Annotated in this window: 26 protein-coding genes; 12 read left to right on the top strand and 14 right to left on the bottom strand. The window is 65.5% G+C overall.

The genetic code is table 11. The features are described from left to right. Positions 1 to 239 precede the first annotated feature (239 nt). From BVC93_RS32750 to BVC93_RS32735, 4 genes are all read right to left on the bottom strand, one after another. Positions 240 to 449 carry a hypothetical protein gene (locus BVC93_RS32750; RefSeq protein WP_016343910.1) on the bottom strand — a complete coding sequence of 70 codons (210 nt, stop codon included), beginning with the start codon at positions 447 to 449 and terminating at the stop codon, positions 240 to 242. 107 nt (positions 450 to 556) lie between these two features. Continuing rightward, complete coding sequence (locus tag BVC93_RS32745) at positions 557 to 904, bottom strand: hypothetical protein (protein ID WP_052621706.1); 348 nt, start codon at positions 902 to 904, stop codon at positions 557 to 559. Between the two features lie 72 nt (positions 905 to 976). Next, a complete protein-coding gene (locus BVC93_RS32740; protein WP_017555464.1) occupies positions 977 to 1,297 on the bottom strand; it encodes a hypothetical protein in 321 nt (106 codons plus the stop codon). An 11-nt stretch (positions 1,298 to 1,308) separates the two neighbouring features. Further along, positions 1,309 to 1,599, bottom strand: coding sequence for a hypothetical protein (locus tag BVC93_RS32735; protein ID WP_017555463.1), 291 nt, complete (start codon positions 1,597 to 1,599; stop codon positions 1,309 to 1,311). Positions 1,600 to 1,681: 82 nt separating this feature from the next. Between BVC93_RS32735 and BVC93_RS32730 the strand changes: the two genes are divergently transcribed. Continuing rightward, positions 1,682 to 1,909 (top strand): hypothetical protein, encoded by a 228-nt coding sequence (locus tag BVC93_RS32730; protein ID WP_017555462.1) that lies wholly within the window; start codon positions 1,682 to 1,684, stop codon positions 1,907 to 1,909. Positions 1,910 to 2,107: 198 nt separating this feature from the next. Here BVC93_RS32730 and BVC93_RS32725 read toward each other — a convergent pair whose 3' ends face one another. From BVC93_RS32725 to BVC93_RS32710, 4 genes are all read right to left on the bottom strand, one after another. Next, positions 2,108 to 2,329, bottom strand: a complete 222-nt coding sequence (locus BVC93_RS32725; RefSeq protein WP_017555461.1) for a hypothetical protein — start codon at positions 2,327 to 2,329, stop codon at positions 2,108 to 2,110. Positions 2,330 to 2,799: 470 nt separating this feature from the next. Continuing rightward, positions 2,800 to 3,207, bottom strand: a complete 408-nt coding sequence (locus BVC93_RS32720; protein WP_017555460.1) for a hypothetical protein — start codon at positions 3,205 to 3,207, stop codon at positions 2,800 to 2,802. Continuing rightward, positions 3,204 to 4,010 carry a ParA family protein gene (locus BVC93_RS32715; RefSeq protein WP_017555459.1) on the bottom strand — a complete coding sequence of 269 codons (807 nt, stop codon included), beginning with the start codon at positions 4,008 to 4,010 and terminating at the stop codon, positions 3,204 to 3,206. The genes BVC93_RS32720 and BVC93_RS32715 overlap by 4 nt, the downstream gene beginning before the upstream one ends. A 114-nt stretch (positions 4,011 to 4,124) precedes the next feature. Continuing rightward, positions 4,125 to 4,895: an Abi family protein gene (locus BVC93_RS32710; protein ID WP_017555458.1), complete on the bottom strand. Its 771-nt coding sequence runs from the start codon at positions 4,893 to 4,895 to the stop codon at positions 4,125 to 4,127. Between the two features lie 413 nt (positions 4,896 to 5,308). Between BVC93_RS32710 and BVC93_RS32705 the strand changes: the two genes are divergently transcribed. The 4 genes from BVC93_RS32705 to BVC93_RS32690 all read left to right on the top strand — a co-directional run bounded on the left by BVC93_RS32705 (position 5,309) and on the right by BVC93_RS32690 (position 7,130). After that, a complete protein-coding gene (locus BVC93_RS32705) occupies positions 5,309 to 6,139 on the top strand; it encodes a Fis family transcriptional regulator (RefSeq protein ID WP_083741845.1) in 831 nt (276 codons plus the stop codon). After that, positions 6,136 to 6,570 (top strand): hypothetical protein, encoded by a 435-nt coding sequence (locus BVC93_RS33435; RefSeq protein ID WP_157517384.1) that lies wholly within the window; start codon positions 6,136 to 6,138, stop codon positions 6,568 to 6,570. Before BVC93_RS32705 ends, BVC93_RS33435 begins: the two co-directional genes overlap by 4 nt. A gap of 183 nt (positions 6,571 to 6,753) precedes the next feature. Next, positions 6,754 to 6,891, top strand: a complete 138-nt coding sequence (locus BVC93_RS34410; protein ID WP_236950577.1) for a hypothetical protein — start codon at positions 6,754 to 6,756, stop codon at positions 6,889 to 6,891. A 20-nt stretch (positions 6,892 to 6,911) separates the two neighbouring features. Beyond that, the gene (locus tag BVC93_RS32690; protein ID WP_236950576.1) at positions 6,912 to 7,130 is read left to right on the top strand and encodes a hypothetical protein; all 219 of its coding nucleotides are present in this window, start codon (positions 6,912 to 6,914) and stop codon (positions 7,128 to 7,130) included. Between the two features lie 23 nt (positions 7,131 to 7,153). Here BVC93_RS32690 and BVC93_RS33725 read toward each other — a convergent pair whose 3' ends face one another. From BVC93_RS33725 to BVC93_RS32680, 3 genes are all read right to left on the bottom strand, one after another. After that, positions 7,154 to 7,300: a hypothetical protein gene (locus BVC93_RS33725; protein ID WP_192860467.1), complete on the bottom strand. Its 147-nt coding sequence runs from the start codon at positions 7,298 to 7,300 to the stop codon at positions 7,154 to 7,156. A 289-nt stretch (positions 7,301 to 7,589) separates the two neighbouring features. Continuing rightward, on the bottom strand, positions 7,590 to 8,615 hold the full coding sequence (locus BVC93_RS32685; protein WP_083741844.1) for an LLM class flavin-dependent oxidoreductase: 1,026 nt from the start codon (positions 8,613 to 8,615) through the stop codon (positions 7,590 to 7,592). Further along, complete coding sequence (locus tag BVC93_RS32680; RefSeq protein ID WP_083741843.1) at positions 8,612 to 9,208, bottom strand: TetR/AcrR family transcriptional regulator; 597 nt, start codon at positions 9,206 to 9,208, stop codon at positions 8,612 to 8,614. Before BVC93_RS32680 ends, BVC93_RS32685 begins: the two co-directional genes overlap by 4 nt. A gap of 69 nt (positions 9,209 to 9,277) precedes the next feature. On the opposite strand from BVC93_RS32680, the gene BVC93_RS32675 reads away from it, so the two are divergent. Then, complete coding sequence (locus BVC93_RS32675) at positions 9,278 to 10,474, top strand: cytochrome P450 (RefSeq protein WP_083741847.1); 1,197 nt, start codon at positions 9,278 to 9,280, stop codon at positions 10,472 to 10,474. A 29-nt stretch (positions 10,475 to 10,503) separates the two neighbouring features. Here the strand turns inward: BVC93_RS32675 and BVC93_RS32670 are convergent, their stop codons facing one another. Then, positions 10,504 to 11,163, bottom strand: a complete 660-nt coding sequence (locus BVC93_RS32670; protein WP_083741846.1) for a TetR/AcrR family transcriptional regulator — start codon at positions 11,161 to 11,163, stop codon at positions 10,504 to 10,506. A gap of 159 nt (positions 11,164 to 11,322) precedes the next feature. On the opposite strand from BVC93_RS32670, the gene BVC93_RS32665 reads away from it, so the two are divergent. The 6 genes from BVC93_RS32665 (at position 11,323) to BVC93_RS32640 (ending at position 17,707) form a co-directional block, all read left to right on the top strand. Continuing rightward, positions 11,323 to 11,778, top strand: a complete 456-nt coding sequence (locus BVC93_RS32665) for a PaaI family thioesterase (RefSeq protein WP_236950575.1) — start codon at positions 11,323 to 11,325, stop codon at positions 11,776 to 11,778. Continuing rightward, positions 11,775 to 12,443, top strand: a complete 669-nt coding sequence (locus BVC93_RS32660) for a TetR family transcriptional regulator (RefSeq protein ID WP_083741841.1) — start codon at positions 11,775 to 11,777, stop codon at positions 12,441 to 12,443. Before BVC93_RS32665 ends, BVC93_RS32660 begins: the two co-directional genes overlap by 4 nt. Before the next feature lie 74 nt (positions 12,444 to 12,517). After that, entirely contained in the window at positions 12,518 to 12,946 is a 429-nt protein-coding gene (locus BVC93_RS32655) for a DUF6188 family protein (RefSeq protein WP_083741840.1), read from the top strand. 96 nt (positions 12,947 to 13,042) lie between these two features. Next, positions 13,043 to 16,129, top strand: a complete 3,087-nt coding sequence (locus BVC93_RS32650) for an MMPL/RND family transporter (RefSeq protein ID WP_083741839.1) — start codon at positions 13,043 to 13,045, stop codon at positions 16,127 to 16,129. Between the two features lie 179 nt (positions 16,130 to 16,308). After that, entirely contained in the window at positions 16,309 to 16,893 is a 585-nt protein-coding gene (locus tag BVC93_RS32645) for a recombinase family protein (RefSeq protein ID WP_083741838.1), read from the top strand. Between the two features lie 40 nt (positions 16,894 to 16,933). Continuing rightward, positions 16,934 to 17,707 (top strand): TIGR02391 family protein, encoded by a 774-nt coding sequence (locus BVC93_RS32640; protein WP_236950574.1) that lies wholly within the window; start codon positions 16,934 to 16,936, stop codon positions 17,705 to 17,707. A gap of 92 nt (positions 17,708 to 17,799) precedes the next feature. On the opposite strand, the gene BVC93_RS33430 is transcribed toward BVC93_RS32640, so the two are convergent. Beyond that, entirely contained in the window at positions 17,800 to 17,949 is a 150-nt protein-coding gene (locus BVC93_RS33430) for a hypothetical protein (protein WP_157517383.1), read from the bottom strand. Further along, a partial coding sequence (locus tag BVC93_RS32635; protein ID WP_157517382.1) for an ATP-dependent DNA helicase occupies positions 17,933 to 19,619 on the bottom strand: 1,687 nt, incomplete at its 5' end. The genes BVC93_RS33430 and BVC93_RS32635, both read right to left, overlap by 17 nt.

Raw genomic sequence — 19,619 nt, 5'->3', positions numbered from 1 at the left:
TGGTACGCCGGACAGGCGTGCGCTACCGTGAGACTTGCCTTTCAGAGCAAAGTCCCTTCGGGATATCGGGTGCGGACCCCGAACCGAGTTGGCGCTCGGTTCAAAACCTCAGACAAGGGCCTCGCTAACGCGGGGCCTTCGTCATGTCAGCGGGGTAATCCGCACACCGGCTATTCAGATGTCACGTATGCCAAGACCCCTGTCCGACCAGCAGAGGTTTTTAGGTCCTGGCGGGGTGATCACATCGCCAGCGGCAGAACCTCCTTGTCGACTTTTCCGAGTTCACGCACCAGGTCTGGTCGGCCGGCGTGGATGGCGAGAAGGTCCGCCATGTACTGCGCCATGGACGAAACGCCCGACTGCGCGAACTTCTCCTCTAGGAGCGGAACGGCTTCGATGGGTGGGCGAACGGTGTATGCCTTGCGTTCGCCTTTTGCGTGAGCTGGCATGACGTTGACCCTTCCAGCCCGATCGGTGATTCAGCATCAGGACACGCCGAGGCGGGTGGTACTGGTGTGAATTTTGAGGTCCGTTCCAGATAACGCGTGGTGCGCGATCACCAGTCGTCGACCTCGGTGGGGATGAGTTCGTACAGTTCCGTGCTGAGGACCTGGCGCACGGCTTGGGCGCGGGCCTCGGTGCGTAATGCAGTCTGCGTCAGTGGGTCTGGCATCTGGCCGTGGTGTCGGCAAGTCCAGTCGCGGATGCTCAGGTCGCCGAGAGTGGCGGCGTGGGCACGGGCCATCCAAGTGATTCGGTCGGCCTCGTCGCGGATGAACTCGGTCCGCTGGTCGGTGGTCCAGTCCTCGGGTAGCCCGAGGTCTGTGGTGTAGACCGCCTGGACAGTGCGCTGAATTGCGGGATCGACGGGTGGCGGCATGGTCTCGGACGTGCAGGAGTGCACACGGCGAGGTCGTAGGGTGCGGGCCGGAAAGCGTGGTGTCACGATTCCGACCGCTTCCTCCCAGGGCTGGGCCTACGGCTCGAAGTGGGAGCGGAAGCCTTCGAGCCAGTCCGCCCGCGCGTGGCCGGTGAGATCGCCTGGAACCCATGTCTCGGCGTCGTCGGGGCTGTCTGCGTCGCCGCTGGCCACCCGTTCGTGGGCTTCGAGGTAGCCGGCGACGTGCATGTCATCGGATTGGGAGAAGACGGCTTGGATGGTGTCGAGGTTCGTCGTGAAGTCCTGGTAGGCGGCGCGGCGCTCGGCGTCATCGGTGTAGTCACCGCCGTACCGCTGCAGCCATGCCTGCCAGTGCTCGGTGGAGCCTGGCTTCGGCGGCGGTGCGGGTGCGCTCATCAGGGCCGACTTTAGGCCGCCGCGCCGACGACGAGTGCGGCATTCGGGTCGGTGCAGCGTGGGCCGCCGAGCATGTCCAGGATCGGGGCGCCGGTCGATGCGGGTCCGTGGATCACCGACCGCAACACTCGTTCGAAGGCGAGATCCACTGCCGGGGCGTCCTCCAGGAGCAGATCGAGGAGCTTCTCTGCGGCGGGGGTGTTGAACGGATTGGCTGTCAGCTGCGCACACAGCGCACGGACCTGGGACGCGAAGTCCCGGACCGCACTCACGTCGTCTTGGACCGTGCCGAGGATTTCCATGCCCTCACTGTAAGAGCGTGCGTGCATACATGCAAGCAATTTGCATGCAAACTACTTTTAGGTATGCATGTAGGATGCGTGCATGCCCGATTCGGCTGGGGATGCTCTCGACGGCGGCGCGGCCGACGCTGCCGGTAGCGCGCTGCCCTTGCGTAAGCGGCAGCAGAAGGTGCCGTTGAACACCTATGTGCGTCCGGGCACGCAGCAGCGCGTGGAGGTGTTGAAGGACCGCGGGTACGCGGTCACCGACATCGTGGATGCGGCGCTCAACGAGTTCTTGGACCGGGCCGGGGTGCCCCCGGCCGAGTAGCTCGGCATTCCGGAGCCTGGCCAGCGTTTCTCGCCCGCAGCTTCCTCGTACTGGCCCGTTTGCGCGGTGGGTGGTGGCTGTCCAGGCTCGACCGGTAGGTCGACCGCGCAGCGGCGGTACGGCCTTGACGGCCACCACCCACCGTTTCGCCACAATCGAGGCCGAGGAAGTCCGCTGCCCCCCATGAGCCGGGGTTTCTCACGGTCGGCGCACGGACGTGATGATCGTGGCCACCGCTTCGAAGCCCACCCCGACGATGGCGCCGATCGCTCGGCCGACTTCGCCGATGGTGACCTTGCAGTCGGGAATGCGGGCCAGGTAACCCGCGAGCACGCAGATCGCCAGGCCCAGGACCGTGATCGCCAGGACGATGATCGCCACGACGATGATGGCCACGACGATCAGGATGGATTCGCTCATTGGGCGTCTCCTTGTTCGGTGGTCAGGAGATGGCTCCTGGAGCTGGCTGGTCGTCCCGCTCTCTTCTTCTGCGCTGGCATAGCGTGCTTTACAGGGCACTGGCCACACCTTTCTCGTCGTGGTTCCGGTACACCGGGGAAGTACCGGCCCGAGAGCTGGTTTCCGTCGCGTGGCGTGGCGGCAGTTCCAGGTCTCGCCTGAGCAGGTATAGACCTGCGGGGTGCAGCGGCCGATCGCCGAATGCACGGCACCGCGAGAAGCGGGTTGTCAGGGTTGGTGTCACGGCCTCTAATGACCCCTTGGGGGCCGGAATCCCGACAACTCGTGTGGTTACGGTCAGATCACAACAAAGGAAGTGCAGTGCTGGAAGCACTTCCACGGCGCGCGAGCCTCAGCGGATGACTGGAAGCGTCGACGAGAGAATCAAGACAACTTTGCGTCAGCCCCTTAGGGGGCGGCGTGCGCCACCCTCAGGGCATGCGGTCGTTGCGGTCCGGTTTTGGAATGCCGGCGTCGTCTAGGTAGCGGTTGATGGCCTCGTCGACGGTGTCGGTGATGACGTATCCGTGCGCCTTGATCCATTCGAGCCGCGCGAGGGTTCCCGCGTGCAGCTGTGTGGCGAACGGACTCTTCACCTTGCGTTGACGGGCTTTGAGCCGAACCGGCTCGGCCGGCTGAGTCTTCTGCTCACCACCGGGTGATGCCACCACGGGCGCGGGCGGGATACCGGGGTTCTGCGGCTCCGGCGCGGCCGGCGCGGTTTCGTTGACGGGGGTTTCGTCGGCGGTGACCCGTGCGGCTTGGGCGCGTCGCTCTGCCCGCGACAGCGGACGGGTGGAGCCGACCTGCAATCCGGCGGGTTTCGATGCGGCGTTCATGCTGCGTGCCGCCTTGCCGCGATGCGTTCGGCGACCTCGCGGTAGGCCACCGCCGCCGTGCTGGTCGGGGCGTGCACGTTGACCGGTACGCGTTTGCCCTTGGCTTCCACCACCCGCACCGTGTGCGGGATCTCGCCCAGGTAGGCCCCGCCGTCAGACCACTCCCCCCAGTCGGCACGCAGTTGTCTGCGCACGTCCTTGCTCGCCTTCGGGTTGCCGTCGAAGTCGGCCAGCAGCACGTACCGGATTTCCACGTCGGGGTTGAGGGTCTCCTGAACGTCGAGGATCGAGTTGCCCAGCTCCACCAGGCCGTCCACCTCGTCGGGGCCGGCCTTGAGGACGGCCAGCACGTAGTCGGCCGCCGCGAGTGCTGCGGTGGTCAGCTCCCCCAATGCCGGCGGGCAATCCAGGAGCACGAAGTCGTAGCCCTCGATGTCGTCGAGCTGGCGCGCTAGCCGCAGCTGGCCTCCCGATCCGAGCCCGGTTCGCTCGAGCTCCTTGAGCGCGAGATGACCGGGCGCGACGTCGATGCCGAACTGCGTCGGAACGATGACCTTGGCCAACGGGACGCGCGTCGCCCGGTCCGGGTGCAGAACCTCGTACATGGACGCGTCCTCGGCGTCGAGTTCGATGCCCAGCCCCTTGGTGCTGTGCGCCTGCTGATCCATGTCGATTACGAGGACGCGTAGACCCATCGCGGCCAGGTTCGCGCCGAGGTTGATCGTGGTGGTTGTCTTGCCGACGCCGCCCTTCTGCAGCGCCACGGCCAGGATTTCGCACTGCTTATCTGCCGAAACAGTCATGACGGGAAGCTTACCGGGCTACATGCAAACATGTCTACATGCAGACTTACATGTAAGAAATCATGTATGTATGTACAGTGGTCTCGGCCCCTCCGGCGGTATTGCCAGCGAGGCTCATGGACGTGTGGCCAGCAGGGTCGTGACCTTGGTGTTGTTGGCGATCCACTCTGCGAGGTTGCGGTCGATCATGCGGGTGAGCTTCATGTAGGCCTCGACGCCCTCGGCGGCGGTGAGGCGGTTCGGCTGCTGTTGACCCGACCGCTGGCCAGGCAACGGGAATCCGTTGTGCAGGGGTTCGTGGTGGGCGACCCGGTTGCGTAGAACGTTGACGGTCTTGGCGACGGAGTGAACCCACGTCCTGGTGAAGCTCGCGTGGGGGCTTGGGTCGTTTCGTGCTTCGATGCGCCCACCGGGGAATGCAGAGCGCAGCGTCGATCGCCACAGCTGCTCGTAGTCGGCGTGGACGCGGCGGGGCTCCCGGCCGGCGTAGCCGCCGGCATCGAGAAGGTTGACCCACATTCCGAAGGTGCACTGCGCGATCACTCGCCCAGGTGTCGATGGGTGGCCTTGCCGAGGATTGCGGAGATAGCCCCAGGCTCGTTCGACCTGCTTCATCGAGCGGTCATCGAGGGCGATGTTCTGGTACCACTCAGGTCCGTAGGTGCCGGTCAGCGCGTTGTGTAGGGCGTTGCGTAACGCCACTTCGACGATGGCCAGGTCCGCGAGAATGGCTGTCGAAAGGTCACGGTCCCAGACGTAGAGCTTGCGGGCACGGTCGGCGTCTTGGCCGGCGGCGTTCAGATAGGACGCGTAGCGCGGGGTCGATATGGCTCGATCGAGCGCAGCGGCGCGACGCACCTCTGCCTGCTGGGGGGTCTCTACCACTGGACTCCTTTTCGTGGTCCGAGGTAACATAACTGGCAGAAGTCCCCGGACACCGCCTCTCTGGCCTGGAGCCATGACGCGGCCGGGGTTTTTTTCTTTGGTGCCCCACCCGCGCCCCGCTTCCGTCGATTCACTTCGCGGCGTTCTTCCATGCCAGACACCGGTGCACCGACCTCATCACGCGAGGAGCCGCACGTGGCGGGTCCAGCGGCCCCAGGGGCGTCAGCAGCCCCTCTTCCGGATGCGGGGGATTGTCGGGTCGACCTGGGACAATGGCGAGCGCACGGGCCGCGACCGCTCGCTTGGAAAAAAACTTTCTCCAGGTTTCAGGGGTTCGCGGTACGCGCGGACTTAAGAGGAAGCGACAACCGTAGGGATCGGTTGTCTCTTTCTCGCCTCCTGGAGATGTAGCCATGGATCGACCGGCACGCCGCCCCGGCCCGCCCGTTGATGCCGCGCGCTTACAACCGGACAACCAGGGCGACATCCATCGCGTCGACGAGGGCTTGGTCGGTTCCTGGCTCGACGACCCTGATCTGGCCGCCGAACTGGCCGACGAGCTGGAACAGCTGGAACGACTGCGGCGTCTTCAAGCCGATGAGGAGCTGTTGCTGGCGCTGCAGTTGGAGCAGTTCACCGGCCGGCTGTGGGCGCGGTTCTCCCGCGAACTGACCCGCTACGGCCTCGGCGTGCTGCGCGCCTGGATCCGCCACGGCACCATCTATGCGAAGGCCAAGACGCTGACCGGCTACGGTCTGGGCCGCATCGAGGGCTGGCCCGACGACCAGACCATCGACGACATCGCCACCGACACCGTGGTCGCCGCGCTGAACTACTTCCGCGACAAGGTGCTCAAGACCCACCGCTGGCAGTCCTCGGGTGGGGCGTCGCTGGGCACCTTCTTCATCGGCCAGTGCCTCTATCAATTCGCCAACATTTACCGCAGCGCACTGCGGGCCGAACTTGAACGAATTGAGCAGGCCACCACGCCGATGGACGAACTCCCCGAAGACGAGTTCGACGTCATCAAGGGCATCGAGGCGACCATCGTCACCAACGACACCGTGGCCGAAGCGATGGCCCTGCTGACCACCGACCGGGCGCGCCAAGCACTGTTCCTGCAGGAGCACGGCTTCACCCAGCGCGAGATCGCCAACAAGCTGGGGCTGCGCGACGCCAAGAGCGTGGAAAACCTCCTCGGCCACCAACTCCGCCAACTCCGAAACCGAAAGAGGACGTCGTGACCACCATCAAGCACCTCACCGAACTGATCAACGCCAGCTCGTTGGGCACCCGCACCGCCCGAGTCGCACGCAGGTCGGTGACCGCCGCCGAAGGCGACGCCCTGGCACGCCGCGCCGCCGAGACCGACCGAAACGATTCCGTGGAATTCAGGGATCGAGCCGACGAGCGCACTTATAGACCGGTATCCGGCTCAACACCGGGCCGGACAAACCGAAAGGACAAGACAATGGCCAAGGGCCATCACCGCAGCGCGACCACCGGTCGCTACGTCAAGGCGTCCACCGCGGCGCGCAATCCCAAGACCACGGTCACCGAACGGGGCGCCAACCGCAGCAGCGGAACCCATCACCGCAGTGCCATCACCGGCAAGTTCGTGAAGGGCTCCACCGCCGCACGTCACCCCAACACCACGGTCACCGAACGCGGTTGAGCATTAACCGGATTCGGCGGTGTCCCCTCGGCTCGACAGACGGGCCGAGGGGACACCAGACCGACCCACTTCCGAAAGGTGAAACCCATGATTCGCACCACCGTTGAGGCCCTCGGCGGTGCGTAAGCCGTTCCCAGTGAGCTGATCCCGGTCCGCGAGCTGCATCAGCGCCTGATCGATCAGGTGGCCACCAGTGGCGGCAACGTCGTCCTGGCTGACACCGCCGGTAAGCCTGCCGCCGTCGTCATGTCCCTTCAGCGCTATGAGCAGCTGCTCGACGAGCTGAACACGCTGCGCCGCAGAACGGCCGACAACGCCTGATGGCGGGGGAGGGGCATCACGTGCTGACCGACGACGACACGCAAGCTCGTCGTCGCCCCCAACGCGGAGTACGTCGGTCTGCGGCCGGCGGCGGCGCTGATCACGCTGATCAGATCATCGTCCTCGACCCCAGCCGGATCACCAATCTCGCCGTCCACGAGATAGACCTCGCCCTCGACGCACTCCAGCGCGGCGAACGGCACATCATCCTCGACGACGGCGACCCCCGGCTGATCTGAACACGCGGCCGGTGAGTTCTTCTCTACGCCGCCTCTCCAGTCCGACCCGCATAGCGGTCCCGCGCAGCCCGACGTTCACCATCGGCGGTCTCGCTGTTGAACTCCGACGCCAGCTGGGCGTAGCCGACATCGAGGTCATCCGGGTCGGGCTCGGCTTCCACGTGAATCACTTCGACCTCATTTCCGGGGAACGCCGCCGGTAGTGCTGTGGTATCGATGGCTTCGGTGAGGGACCGCAGTTCGATGCCGCGATCCTGAAGCCCACTTGCGCGGGTTCTCTAGCTCGGGTTTTGAGCGCTAGATCGCGGGAGCGGGTTTTGATGTTGAGTTGGTGTGGTTGACATGTCCCGCGCCGCCGGGCTGGGCGGGCTGTCCTGGGGCCGGTGGGTTTTTCGTGGTCGGCGGTCTGGTGGGCTGGGCGGTTGTCCGAACGGGAGACGTCGAAAGTTACCGCATGGCCTAAGAAGAAGTTCCGCGTGGCGAGCATTCTTGGATGAGGCTGTTGAGGTTCTCTTGCACGCGCTCCGGGGTGAGGCCGACTGATGGTGAGTAGAGCATGATGTGGTCGAGCACGCCTTCGTAGCGCTTGAGCCCGTCGCGCACTTGGTCTGCCGTTCCGGCCACGCCCATGGCGTCGATCATCTTGTCGGACACCGCGGCGAACATCTCCGGAAAATCGCGTCGGGCGAATGCGTCCCGGATGGCTCGGCCCTCAGCGGAGAAGCCATTCACGTCGAGCATGGACCCATAGGACTTGACTGCTGAGTAGAACGCGATCTGTTGTGCCAGTTCGCGTCTGGCGATTTCGGGGTCCTCGTGGATTGAGCACATGACCATGGAGATGACTTCGACGTCGCCGGGGTCGCGGTCGGCGTGTGCGGCGCCCTTGGCGATGGCCGGTCGGACGACTTCCTGGACGTAGGTGGTCGTGAACAGCGGATGTCCGGCAAGGCCGTCGGCCACTCTGCCGGCTGCTTCGCACATACGGGGACGCACGCCGGCGGTGACGATCGGGATCGGCCGGGGCAGGGGTGGCACGTCGCCGGTCGGAACGAGGTCCATCGTGTAGAAGCGGCCGTGGTGGCGCACTGGACCTTCGTGGAGGTTCCAGATGCGGCGCAGTAACGCGACGAGTTCCTCCATCCGCAGCGCGGGCGCAGAGGTGTCGGACACGCCATGCCAGTCGCTCATCATGCGTTGGGTTCCGTTACCGATGCCGAGTACCAGCCGACCGTTGGAGAGCTCGTCGAGATCGCGAGCCTCGGTGGCTAGAACCAGGGGGCTTCGTCCGACGCCGTACAGAATGGAGGACCCAATCCGACAGTTCTGCGTACGGTTCGCCAGCGCGGCCATGGAGATTGATCCGGAGCGGTGATAGAACTCCGAAGCCCACGCCGCGTCGAACCCAGCCGCATCGGCAGCCTGGGCGGTCTGGGCCAGCGACTGGAGGTCGGCGCCGACAACGGACAGGCCGTAGGTGCTCACGGCTGATCCCCGCGTCGCGGGCGCAGCCCGTCGAACATGACGGCGGTGAGGGTGCCGGCGACGACCGCCTCGTTGAGTTGGCTTTCGGTGACCAGATACATAAGCGCGTTGATGGTGACGGCACCGAACAGTGCGATGGATGTGGACCGCGCGTCGGTCTGCGCGACGAGGGACCCGTCGCGTGCCCCGGCGATGAGCAGAGCCTCCACCGGTCGCTGGTAGGCGGTGTTGATCATGTCGGCGATCACCGGCATCCGAGCCGCCCGCCCGAGCTCGCCGATGAGTGCGCGGCAGACCGCCGGTCGCTGCGCCATCGCCCGCAGTTGTGCGCGGATGACGAGTTCGAGACGCTCGGCTCCGGTGCCGTCGGTCTGCACGATCGCCGTCACGGCATCGGAGATGTCCTTGAGCAGGTCCTCGAGAAGAAAGGCGAGGATCTCCTCTTTGCCGGCGAAGTAGTAGTACAGCGTCGCCTTCGGCACGCCCGTCGCTGCCGCGACGTCCTCAATTTTGGAGTCGTTGAGCCCCTTGTCGGCGAACAGGTCCGCAGCTGCGGGGAGTCGATCAGCGATCTGACGTGGAATTCTGCGCATTGCCCATTTTCGTTCGCCCCATTTAGACTCCGAGTCTAAACCGTTGTTGCGATGGTGGTGGGAGTGTCCATGGTCGACGTGGGTGTCCGGTACGACCCGTTCGACGCCGAGATCCTCAACGACCCCTACCCGACGTACCGGATGTTGCGCGATACCGCTCCGGTGTTCCGCGCCGAGGAGTCGCACACCTGGGTGTTGAGTCGGCACGCCGACGTTCAGGCGGCAGCGCTGGATCACGGCACGTACTCCTCGGTGGACGGAATCTTCCCCACCCCGCCGGGTTCGGATTTCATCGGGTCGTTCCTGCCGATGATGATCGTGATGGACCCGCCGCGACACGATCAGCTGCGCGCTCTGGTCAGCCGGGCCTTCACCCCGCGCCGGGTGGCCGGTCTGCAGGACGCCGTTACTCGGATGGCGGCGGAGTTGTTCGATCGCCTCGACGAGGGGTCGGGGTCAGCCGATTTCGTGGCCGACTTCGCCGCCATCCTGCCCGCCGCGGTGATCGCCGATCTGCTGGGCGTGCCCGCAGCCGATCGCGATCGGTTCCGTCTGTGGTCGAGCCGGCTGGTGCAGGTCGACGTGACCCACGGGCAGACCACTGACGCCCTGGCGGCTGCGGCGTCGATCTACGCCTACTTCACCGAGTTCCTCGCCGACCGCCGAAGGGCTCCACGCGAGGACCTGATGTCGGCATTGGTCAACGCCACGGTCGACGGCGTGGGGCTGACCGACGACGAGGTCCTCGGTTTCTGCGCGCTGCTGCTCGTCGCGGGTTACGAGACCACCACCAACCTGCTGGGGAACTCCGCAGTCGTGCTGGCTCAGCATCCGCGGACCCGGCGCCGTCTGGCCGCAGATCGAACGCTCCTGGGGCCCGCGGTGGAGGAGTTGCTGCGTTACGACTCACCGGCTCAGGGACTTTCACGCACCCTGACCCGCGACGTCGTTCTACACGAGACGACCATGAAACGGGGTGACAGGGTGCTACTGCTGTTCGGGTCGGCGAACCGGGACGAGCGCGCCTTCCCCGACCCGGACGTGTTCGACGTCGATCGCACTTGTGAGCACCAGGTGGCCTTCGGACGCGGGATCCACTTCTGTCTAGGTGCGGCGTTGGCGCGGATGGAGGCCCGGATCGCCCTGAATGCGTTGCTGGACAAAGTCCCCGACTGGGAGGTCGATCTCGAGTCCGCCGTGCGACTGCGGTCCGGGCCGATCCGCGGCTACACGTCGCTGCCCATCACCTGGGCTGCTCCGGTCTAGGCCCCGTGGCCCACTGGCTTTTGGTCCGGTCAGACAGCGCCCACCACGTCTGACAGGGCAGCGGCTTGGCGGTGCACGGCGAGGAAGTTGTCGACGAGGGTTGTGCAGTCGTCGCGAGTGATCGTGCGGAGTCCGGTCATTCGTGCGAACACAAGAGGCCCGACGAGTTGGCAGATCGCGAGTTCGCAGTCGATGCTGCCGAGTTCGGCGCGAGCTTCCGCGTTGGTGAGGATGGCGTCGAAGGGTTGTCGGTACTGGTCGACAACTCGGGCCCGCAGAGCCCCGGATGTGTGGGGATCGTCAATGTCGTCTTTGGTGCCGGCCGGCCCGAGTGAGAGCCATGCCAGGGTGGTGACGTGCAGCGGGGCGTCGTTGAGCAGGGCGGCCTGGCGGCTGAGCAGCTCGATCAGCTGATCGCGCAGAGAACCACTGGTGGGTGCTGGTGTGGCTACCTGCGGCAGGAGCCGCTCGAACGTGGCGGCCAGCAGATGCGACGAACTCTGAAAATGTCGATAGAGGGTGGTGCGGGCAACCTTGGATGCTTTGGTGACAGCATCGACGGTGACGGCTTCGACTCCTCCTGTGCTCAGAAGTGTCGCCGCAGCATCCAGTAACCGGTTGCGTGACCGTATCCGCCGCGGGTCGATGTCGTCATCGTCGGGTAGGGATGGCTGACGGCTGTCGCTCAACGGGGTCACCTCGGCGGTCGGTTTCAGGCGATGTCGCGCACGACATTCTACCATTTGTGGTACTAAGAGTATCGCAGCGAAACTAGATGTAGCGGGGGCGTTCTTGTGCCAGACAGTGCAGTATCGCCGGAACGGCTTCCTTCTCATACCCCGACGTGCATGGGGTGCGGCCCGGCCAACCCGCACGGCCTGCGCCTGGAGGTCTACCGGCGTGCGGATTCGGTGTATGCCGATGTGACCTTCGATGAGCGTCACATCGGAGCGCCGGGCTTGGCGCATGGCGGGGCGGTCGCGGCCGCCTGTGATGACGTGCTGGGCTTCACGCTGTGGATCGCCGGCACGCCTGCGGTGACCCGCACGTTGACCGTGGAGTACTTGCAGCCAGTGCCCTTGCACCAGCCCCACCGGATCACCGCGCACATCAGCGCCCGCAAGGGGCGGGCGCTGCATGTCGCGGCGACGGGGACCTGCACGGGGGTGACCCGGTTCACCGCGAGCGCAGTGTTCATCGCGGTCGACACCGCGCATTTCGCCGCTCATGGTGACATCAGCGGTTTCGGCGGGATCTTCGAGCAGTTCTCGCGTCACGGCGGCGGTGCCGGTCACACGCCATGACCGCCGCCAGCACCTCGCTGAGTAGCAAACCCCTGCGCAATCGGGGGAGTTCGGTTGCCCCCGACCCCAACCCCGCCGGGTCGCGTTCGCGCGCGTCGGCCGGTCGCCGCGACGCAATCCTGGACGCCGCGTTGGCTATTGCTCGAACCGGCGGTTATGACGCTGTCCGCATGCGAACGGTCGCCGAACGCGTGGGCATCGCCGTGGGCACGCTGTACCGCTACTATCCGGCCAAGACTCATCTGTTGGTGGCGGCGCTGACTCGGGAGTTTCAGCGCCTCGACGTCGCGGGTGACTGGACAGGCGGTCCGGGCACACCGACGCAACGACTGGACCGACTCACCACCCACTTGCACGAGCGGTGGCAGCGCGACCCGCTGCTGACCGATGCCATGACCCGCGCCTTCGCCATGGCCGACACCCGCGCCGCCACCGAGCTCGACCTCGCCGCCGCCACGATCACCACCCTGCTGGCCCGCACCCTCAGTGCCGGTGAACCCACACCGGCACACCTGCATGTCGCCAGCATCATCTCCGACATCTGGCTGGCCAACCTCCTCGCCGTCATCAGCGGGCGCCTGTCAGCAGCCGATGCCCGCGATCGCATCGACCGGGCCACCCGACGAGTCGTCGACCGCGCCACCCGGCACCCCCAGACACCGTAACGATACTTCTAGTAGCGCAGCGCTACTTGTCGTACTCTTATGTGACGACTCGCCGCTGCGTCGAAGGAGAAGTCATGTACACCCAATGGATCAAAGACTGTGTCGTGCAACGTGTCTCTGTGCGTGACGGCCTGGTGCTCGACCTTGACGACTACAACGAGGTCGTCATCTCGCGTCCCCTGACGCTCACCTTGCCCGCGATGGAGCGTTTTCCCGCCGAGACGGTGGTCATCGACCCGCTGCAGATCTCGACGCAGGAGCGCCCGCTGCTGAATCTGGCCGGCGCTGTGTGCACCCAGGCCTGGTCCGATGACGACGGAGGCCTGCATTTGAGCTTCTCCCGCGGGCATCGCATCGACGTTGACCCCGACCAGCAGGTCACCGCATGGGAGCTGTACGGGAAACGACACGGCTACATGGCCTGCCTACCCCAGGGGCGAGTCCGTGTGGTGCGGCACGACATCCCCGAGGGTGATGACACCAACATCGTGAACCGGCACTAAAGGGCCCGCTCCAGCCGGATTGATCCACCCCGCCAGCCCTTGTGCTACATGCTGTAGCGTAGCGATACCGATAGTATCGTCGACTGGGGAGGTTCGGTGACCGACCGCACGACAGGCTCCTCGACACGAGCACCTGCCACTCCCACTGCGCGGCGTGAGGACTCTTCCGCCGATCTCGCACACAGCCGCGAGTACAGCGCCCGGCTGGCCGCGTTGGGCCGATTCACCGTGCGGCACAAAGCATTGACGATAGGCACCTGGCTCGGTGCCGCGATCGTCTTGGCGGTGCTGTTTCCCCAGTTGGAGACGGTGGTGCGCCAGCAGTCGGTCGATTTGATTCCGCGCGATGCGCCGTCGCTGCAAACAGTGGAACGGATGAGCGCTGCGTTCGGGGAGCAAGGCTCGAAAACGCTGCTGTTCGTCGCTATGGAAGACCCTGCCGGGCTCACCCCGGCGGCCCGGCAGCGCTACGACCGCCTGGTGCAACAGCTGCGCGCCGACACCGAGCACGTCTTGCTGGTGCAGGACCTGCTGGCCGATCCGGTCACCAAAACCCAAGCCGTCAGCGCCGACGGCCGATCGTGGTACCTGCCGGTGGGCGTGGCCGGCACGCTCGGCGACCCCGCCGCGGCCGAATCCGTGGAATCGGTGCGGGACCTCACCGCCGAAGTGTTCGCCGATTCGTCGACCACCGCACAGGTGACTGGGCCGCCGGCGACGTTCAGCGACATGATCGCGGCCGCCGAGCATGATCTGCTGTTGATCTCGATCGCCACCGCCGCGATGATCGCCCTGATCCTGCTGATCGTGTACCGGTCGGTGTTCACCGCACTGCTGCCGCTGCTGGTCATCGGACTGAGCCTGGCCGTCGGGCGCGGTGTGCTCTCGGCGCTAGGCGAGATGGGCATGCCGGTCTCGCAATTCACCGTCGCGTTCATGACCGCGATCCTGCTCGGCGCCGGCACCGACTACACCGTGTTCCTCATCAGCCGCTACCACGAACAGCGCCGCGCACAGGTACCAGCCGAACAGGCCATCATCCACGCCACCGCCAGCATTGGCCGTGTCATCCTGGCCTCCGCAGCCACCGTCGCACTGGCCTTTCTGGCCATGGTGTTCGCCCGCTTGAGCGTATTCGCCGCCCTGGGCCCGGCATGCGCCATCGCGGTTCTCGTCGGCTTCCTGGCCACCGTCACCCTGCTCCCGCCGGTACTGGCACTGGCAGCTAAACGCGGCATCGGTGAACCCAAATCCGATCGCACCCGCCGGTACTGGAACAGTGTCGCCGTAGCGGTGGTGCGCCGTCCGGTGCCACTGCTGATCGTCAGCCTCGTCATCCTGCTCGCCCTATCGGCGGTGGCCGCGACCATCAAGATCAGCTACGACGACCGCAAAGGCCAACCCGCCACCACCGCCAGCAACCAGGGCTACCAGCTGCTGGACCGCCACTTCCGCAAAGACGCCGTCATCACCGAATTCCTGGTCGTGGAGAACCCCACCGACATGCGTACCGGCAAGGGACTGGCCGACCTCGACGAAATGGCCTCCCGCGTCTCCCAGGTTCCCGGTGTCACCACAGTCTCCGGAGTCACCCGCCCCACCGGGGAACGCCTCGATCAAGCGCAACTGGCCTGGCAAAACGGCCAAATCGGAGACAAGATGGCCGGCGCGGTCGCCGACGGCAACGCCCGCCGCGACGACCTCACCAAACTCACCGACGGCGCCGATCAACTCGCCGGCGGACTCGCTCAACTCGACACCAGCGTGCGCACCGCCCTGGCCCCCCTGGCGGGAATCCTCACACAAGCCCAATCCGCCGGCACTCAGGTCAACCAGTTCCGGCCCCTGCTCCAACAGCTCTCAGCGACCGCCCCTGCCGTCGATCAGGCCATCCAATCCGGGCCAGGCATCCGCCCCCTAGCCGACCAAGCAGACCACGCGATCACAATGCTCGACCCACTCGTCGGCGCCCTCAACACCTCGCCCTGGTGTGCCACCACACCCCAATGCGCCCAAATCCGCGACCAGGTACACATCCTGACCACCCTGCGCAACAACGGATTCTTCACCCAGATCGCCGACCTCGGCGACCGCTACAACCCCGCCCGCAACGCCACCGTCGCCGACACCCTTGCCACCGTGCAGAACGCCGTCACCTCACTGGAGGACGCCTTCGGTGCCCTTGGAAACCCCGCGGACCTGGCCGCCAACCTGCGCCGCCTCCAAGACGGAATCAGCCAACTCGCCTCCGGCGCCCAAGCGTTGGCCACCGGTGTGCGCACCCTGGCCGACAGCAACATCGAAATGCTCTCCGGAATGAACCAGATCGCCACCCAGCTCCAGAACTCCGCACGCGCCGCCCAAGACTCCGACTCAGCAAGCGGTTTCTACCTACCCGCCACCGCCTTCGAGAACCGCCAATTCACCGACGTCGCCAAACAATTCCTCTCACCAGACGGCAAAACCGCACGATTCATGATCGAAACCAGCTACGACCCCTACAGCGTCGACGCCATGAACCTCGCCCACCGCATCACCACCACCGCCGAGAACGCACGACCCAACACCTCACTGGCCCAGGCCACCGTCTCGGTCGCCGGCTTCCCCGCCGTCAACTCCGACATCCAACGATTCCTCTGGGCAGACTTCGCCCAACTCGCCCTGGCCACCACCGTCATCGTCGGCATCATCTTGGTCCTGCTGCTGCGCGCGGTACTGGCACCGATCTACCTTCTGGGCACCGTCTTACTCAACTACCTCGCCTCCATCGGATTCGGCGTCCTGGTCTTCCAATGGATTCTTGGACACGAAATCGCCTGGCCTGTACCACTATTGGCCTTCATCATCCTCGTCGCCGTCGGAGCCGACTACAACATGCTGCTCGTGTCCCGGCTACGCGAAGAATCGGGAAGCAACATCCGCGTCGGCGTGCTACGCACCGTGGCCAACACCGGCGCCGTCATCACCTCCGCTGGCCTCATCTTCGCCGTCAGCATGTTCGGACTCATGGTCGGCTCGGTAGCGATCATGGTCCAAGCCGGCCTCATCATCGGCTTCGGACTGCTACTCGACACCTTCCTCGTGCGCACCCTCACCGTGCCCGCCATCGCCACACTCCTGCGCGAAGCCAGCTGGTGGCCCCACCTAGCTTCCCGAAAACAACAACCCACCACCCAGCGGTAGCGACTGGCGCACCGCCGTTGCGTGCGCCTGCACTATCCCCGTCTCGTATCTAAAGAAACGAGACAGCCTCGCGTGGCGCGCATTGTGCTCACATCGCTCCAGGTAGCGGTGTCTCATTTCTTGTCTCACACTGCGCGTCTCAGATCTGGATTGTCGGTGGGGAGTGAGACAGTCATCGCATGACGGCGATCCTCGGCTATGCCCGAGTTAGCACCACCGGCCAGGACCTCGACGCGCAACTAGCCGTGCTCGCCGAAGCTGGTGTCGATAAGGGCCGAATCTTTACCGACAGGCTGTCGGGGTCGGCCAGAACGGAACGCCCTGGACTCGCTGCGATGCTCGACTACGCGCGAGCTGGAGACACGGTTGTGGTGGCGGCCGTTGACCGGCTGGGCCGTTCGGTCGCCGAAGTCACCCGCACCATCGCCGATCTAGGCGAACGCCAGATCATGCTGCGCACACTGCGAGAAGGGGTGGACACCGCCACTCCTGCAGGTCGCGCCGTGGCAGCCATCATGGCGACCCTCGCGGAACTCGAACTCGAACTGGGTCGGGAACGCCGCGCCGCATCCCGCCATTCACGCCGCTCCCGGCAACTACCAGCGACAAAGCCTACAAAGCTCAGCCCCGATCGACAGGAGCAGCTGCGGCGCCTGGCAGCTACCGGTGAACCGGTCCCCGAGCTTGCTGCCGCGTTTGGGATTGGACGGGCCACTGCCTATCGATATATCGCCAATAGCGAAGCAAGGCAACAGAATGCCTGAACCTTCGTGGAATCTCGGCGTCTTGACGGGAGTCGCCCAAGTGCTTGCTGACACCCATGGTGGCCTCACCGGATACGAGATTGGTCAGCTGCTAGGCCGTCTTGATATGGACGATCCCGGCGCCGGTCTGACGAAGTGGAAGCGGCTGGAGGAGGCGTTCGTCCGCCGTCAGAACACCGATGGCCATCCGCAGCGGATCATCACGTTCATCACGCACGCGATGAACCCCGCCAACTACATCGGCAGGCCCGAGCTGTTCACGCTGCGCCAAGACCAGCTCGATGAGGTGCTGACCTTCGTCGGCCTCCGCGTTGAAGACACCGGCAAAGTGCACCGCGGCCCCCGGTCCGCCACCCTGGACGAGGCATCGCGCAACGCCACCTCATTGCGGGCAGAGCTAAGACGACGAGACACCCACGGCGAAGTGCTGCGCTACTGCACCGTGGAGCTGCTCAAGAAGAACAACTTTCACGCCTCCCTGGAAGCAACAAAAAGCGTGTTCGAACGAGTCCGGCAGATGTCGGGCCTCAGCGGCGACGGTGCCCCGCTGATCGATGCGGCACTGTCCCTCGGGAAGTCAGGGGCACCAGTCATTGCGATCAACAACCTGGCCTCCCAAACCGATCGTGATGAACAAACAGGCTTCGCCAACCTCATCAAAGGCCTCGCCGGCATGTTCAGGAACCCGGTGGCTCACGATCCGCGTGCCCTACGAGCGGTGACCGACACCCAGTTGCTCGAACTGGCGACGGCACTGTCGCTCGTGCACCGCCGACTAGATGTCGCTACGGTGACACATCCGTCCACCAACTAATCGAGATGTAACCTGAAATATAAAGCAGTACAGTCGAATACGCTCTGAGTCAGATGTCAGGATGCTCTCCATGGTCATCGTCGTGGAACCAGTCAACGTCCTCGCTGAACACCTCCCGCGCCGCCGCCGCGAGCTCGGTGATTATCGCGGCCGTGGTGTCCCCAGTCGGTGGCGATGCGCTCGGCGGTGGCGTCGATGCGGTCGGCGTTGAGCACGGGCGGAGGGTTAGAGGCTGAGGTCATAGCCTTGGTCCCTTTCCTGGCTTCGGGATTGGCTGTGGTCGAGTCCTAGGGCGCGGTCGAGGGATCGATCCTGTTGTCTGCGTTGGGTTTTGCGGTGACTGCTCAACCTATTGGCGACGACGCGGTGGTGTTCTGCGACGAGCGAGGCGACCCGCTCGGGCAGCTCGTGCGCGGGGGTGTCGGCGGCAGTGTGGTGCGCCGTGCGGGCTCGCTCGTCGCGACCGATGACTTGGCGCAGCGCCCGGCCAGCCTGGGTGGGGGTGCCGCGGTAGGCAAGGTGCACCCCGTCAGAAAGATCACGGTGTTGGTGGTCGCCTTCCCCGATCGCGCGGTGGTAGAGGTAAGCGTGGTTGGCCTGGCGGCCGCGGGTGAGTGCGACGTAGGCCAGGTTGCGGCTGGCGGTATCAGCGAGCACGGCGTGGGTGGTGTCGGCGGTGACGCCTTGTGCGGTGTGCACGGTGACCGCGTGTCCGAGCTGCACATGCTCACGCAGATAGTCACCGCTGAACACGGCCCACGCTTGGTCGCCGTGTCGGCGGGCTGCGATGCGGGGATGCTCGGCGGTGTCATCGACGGCGATGACCTGCCAGCGTTGCCCGTTGCGCACGGGCGCCCCGGTCAGGACGCGGGTGCGGTCATCCGAGGCGTAGACGGTGAGGGTGGGATCGTTGCTGCGGGTGACGATGACGTCGCCGACGGTGATGTGGTGACCGCGCGCCCCGGTTACTGTCGCCGCCTCGTCGAGCCCTTGGCGGGTGCGTTCGGCGACAGTGTGGTCGTGGACCCGGCGATTGAGCGCGTCGGTGATCTCGACGGTGTCGGCCAGCAGCAGGCTCTTTTTGCCGGCGGCGAGGTCAGCCTGGTGAGCGGCCAGGGCGTCGGCGGCCATGGTGATCTGATCCCCGCAGGCAAGGCGGTCGTGGTTGCGGTACCAGTCGATCGCGCGGCGCACCGGCGCGGGCCCACCATCACGCAGAGCCAAGGACGCGGCCCGCTCGGTGGGGTCGTGTTGGCGCCACACCTCGGTCAGGCGTTGAGTCCAGGGCAGCTCGTCACACAGTTGAGCGAACATTCCGCCGCGGGCTTTGACTGGTGCCAGTTGGTGAGCGTCGCCGACCATCACGGTCTTCGTCCCGGCCCCCGTCGTCGCGGCAAAGAGTTGGCGCCACTGATCGGTGCCGACCATGCCGGCTTCATCGACAACGACGACATCGAACGGCCCCAACTCCAACTGGCCATCAGCGAGCCGTTTCAACGCGGCGTGCATGGTGTAGCCCTCCGAAGCCGCCCCTTCGGCGAGGGCGACATCGACGGCTTTCCCGGTCGGAGCGATCACGATCATGCGCGCCTTACTGCGGCGTTCAACGATGGTGCGCAACGCCCGCATCGAGGTGGTCTTGCCCGCCCCGGCCGGCGCCGACAGCGGCACCACCAGCTGTGGTGTGGACGCGATCGCCGCGACCACCTGGTACTGCTGTTCGGACAGCCCCAACGCGGTGGCGGTGTGCTCCGGGCGCACCCACGACATCGCCCGCACATTGGTGGCGTCGACGAGATCGAACACGCGACGTTCTTCAGCCAGGATCAGGTCGACAGTGAACCGCTCTGAGCCTTCGCGTTGATGCGCGCGCCGCGGCCCAGTCAGCCGCATCCCGACTGCATCCACGCAC

The organism is Mycobacterium sp. MS1601 (assembly GCF_001984215.1).
Lineage (GTDB): Bacteria > Actinomycetota > Actinomycetes > Mycobacteriales > Mycobacteriaceae > Mycobacterium.
The sequence above is the reverse complement of the archived record's forward strand: the minus strand, read 5'-3'. Positions and strand labels throughout refer to the sequence as shown.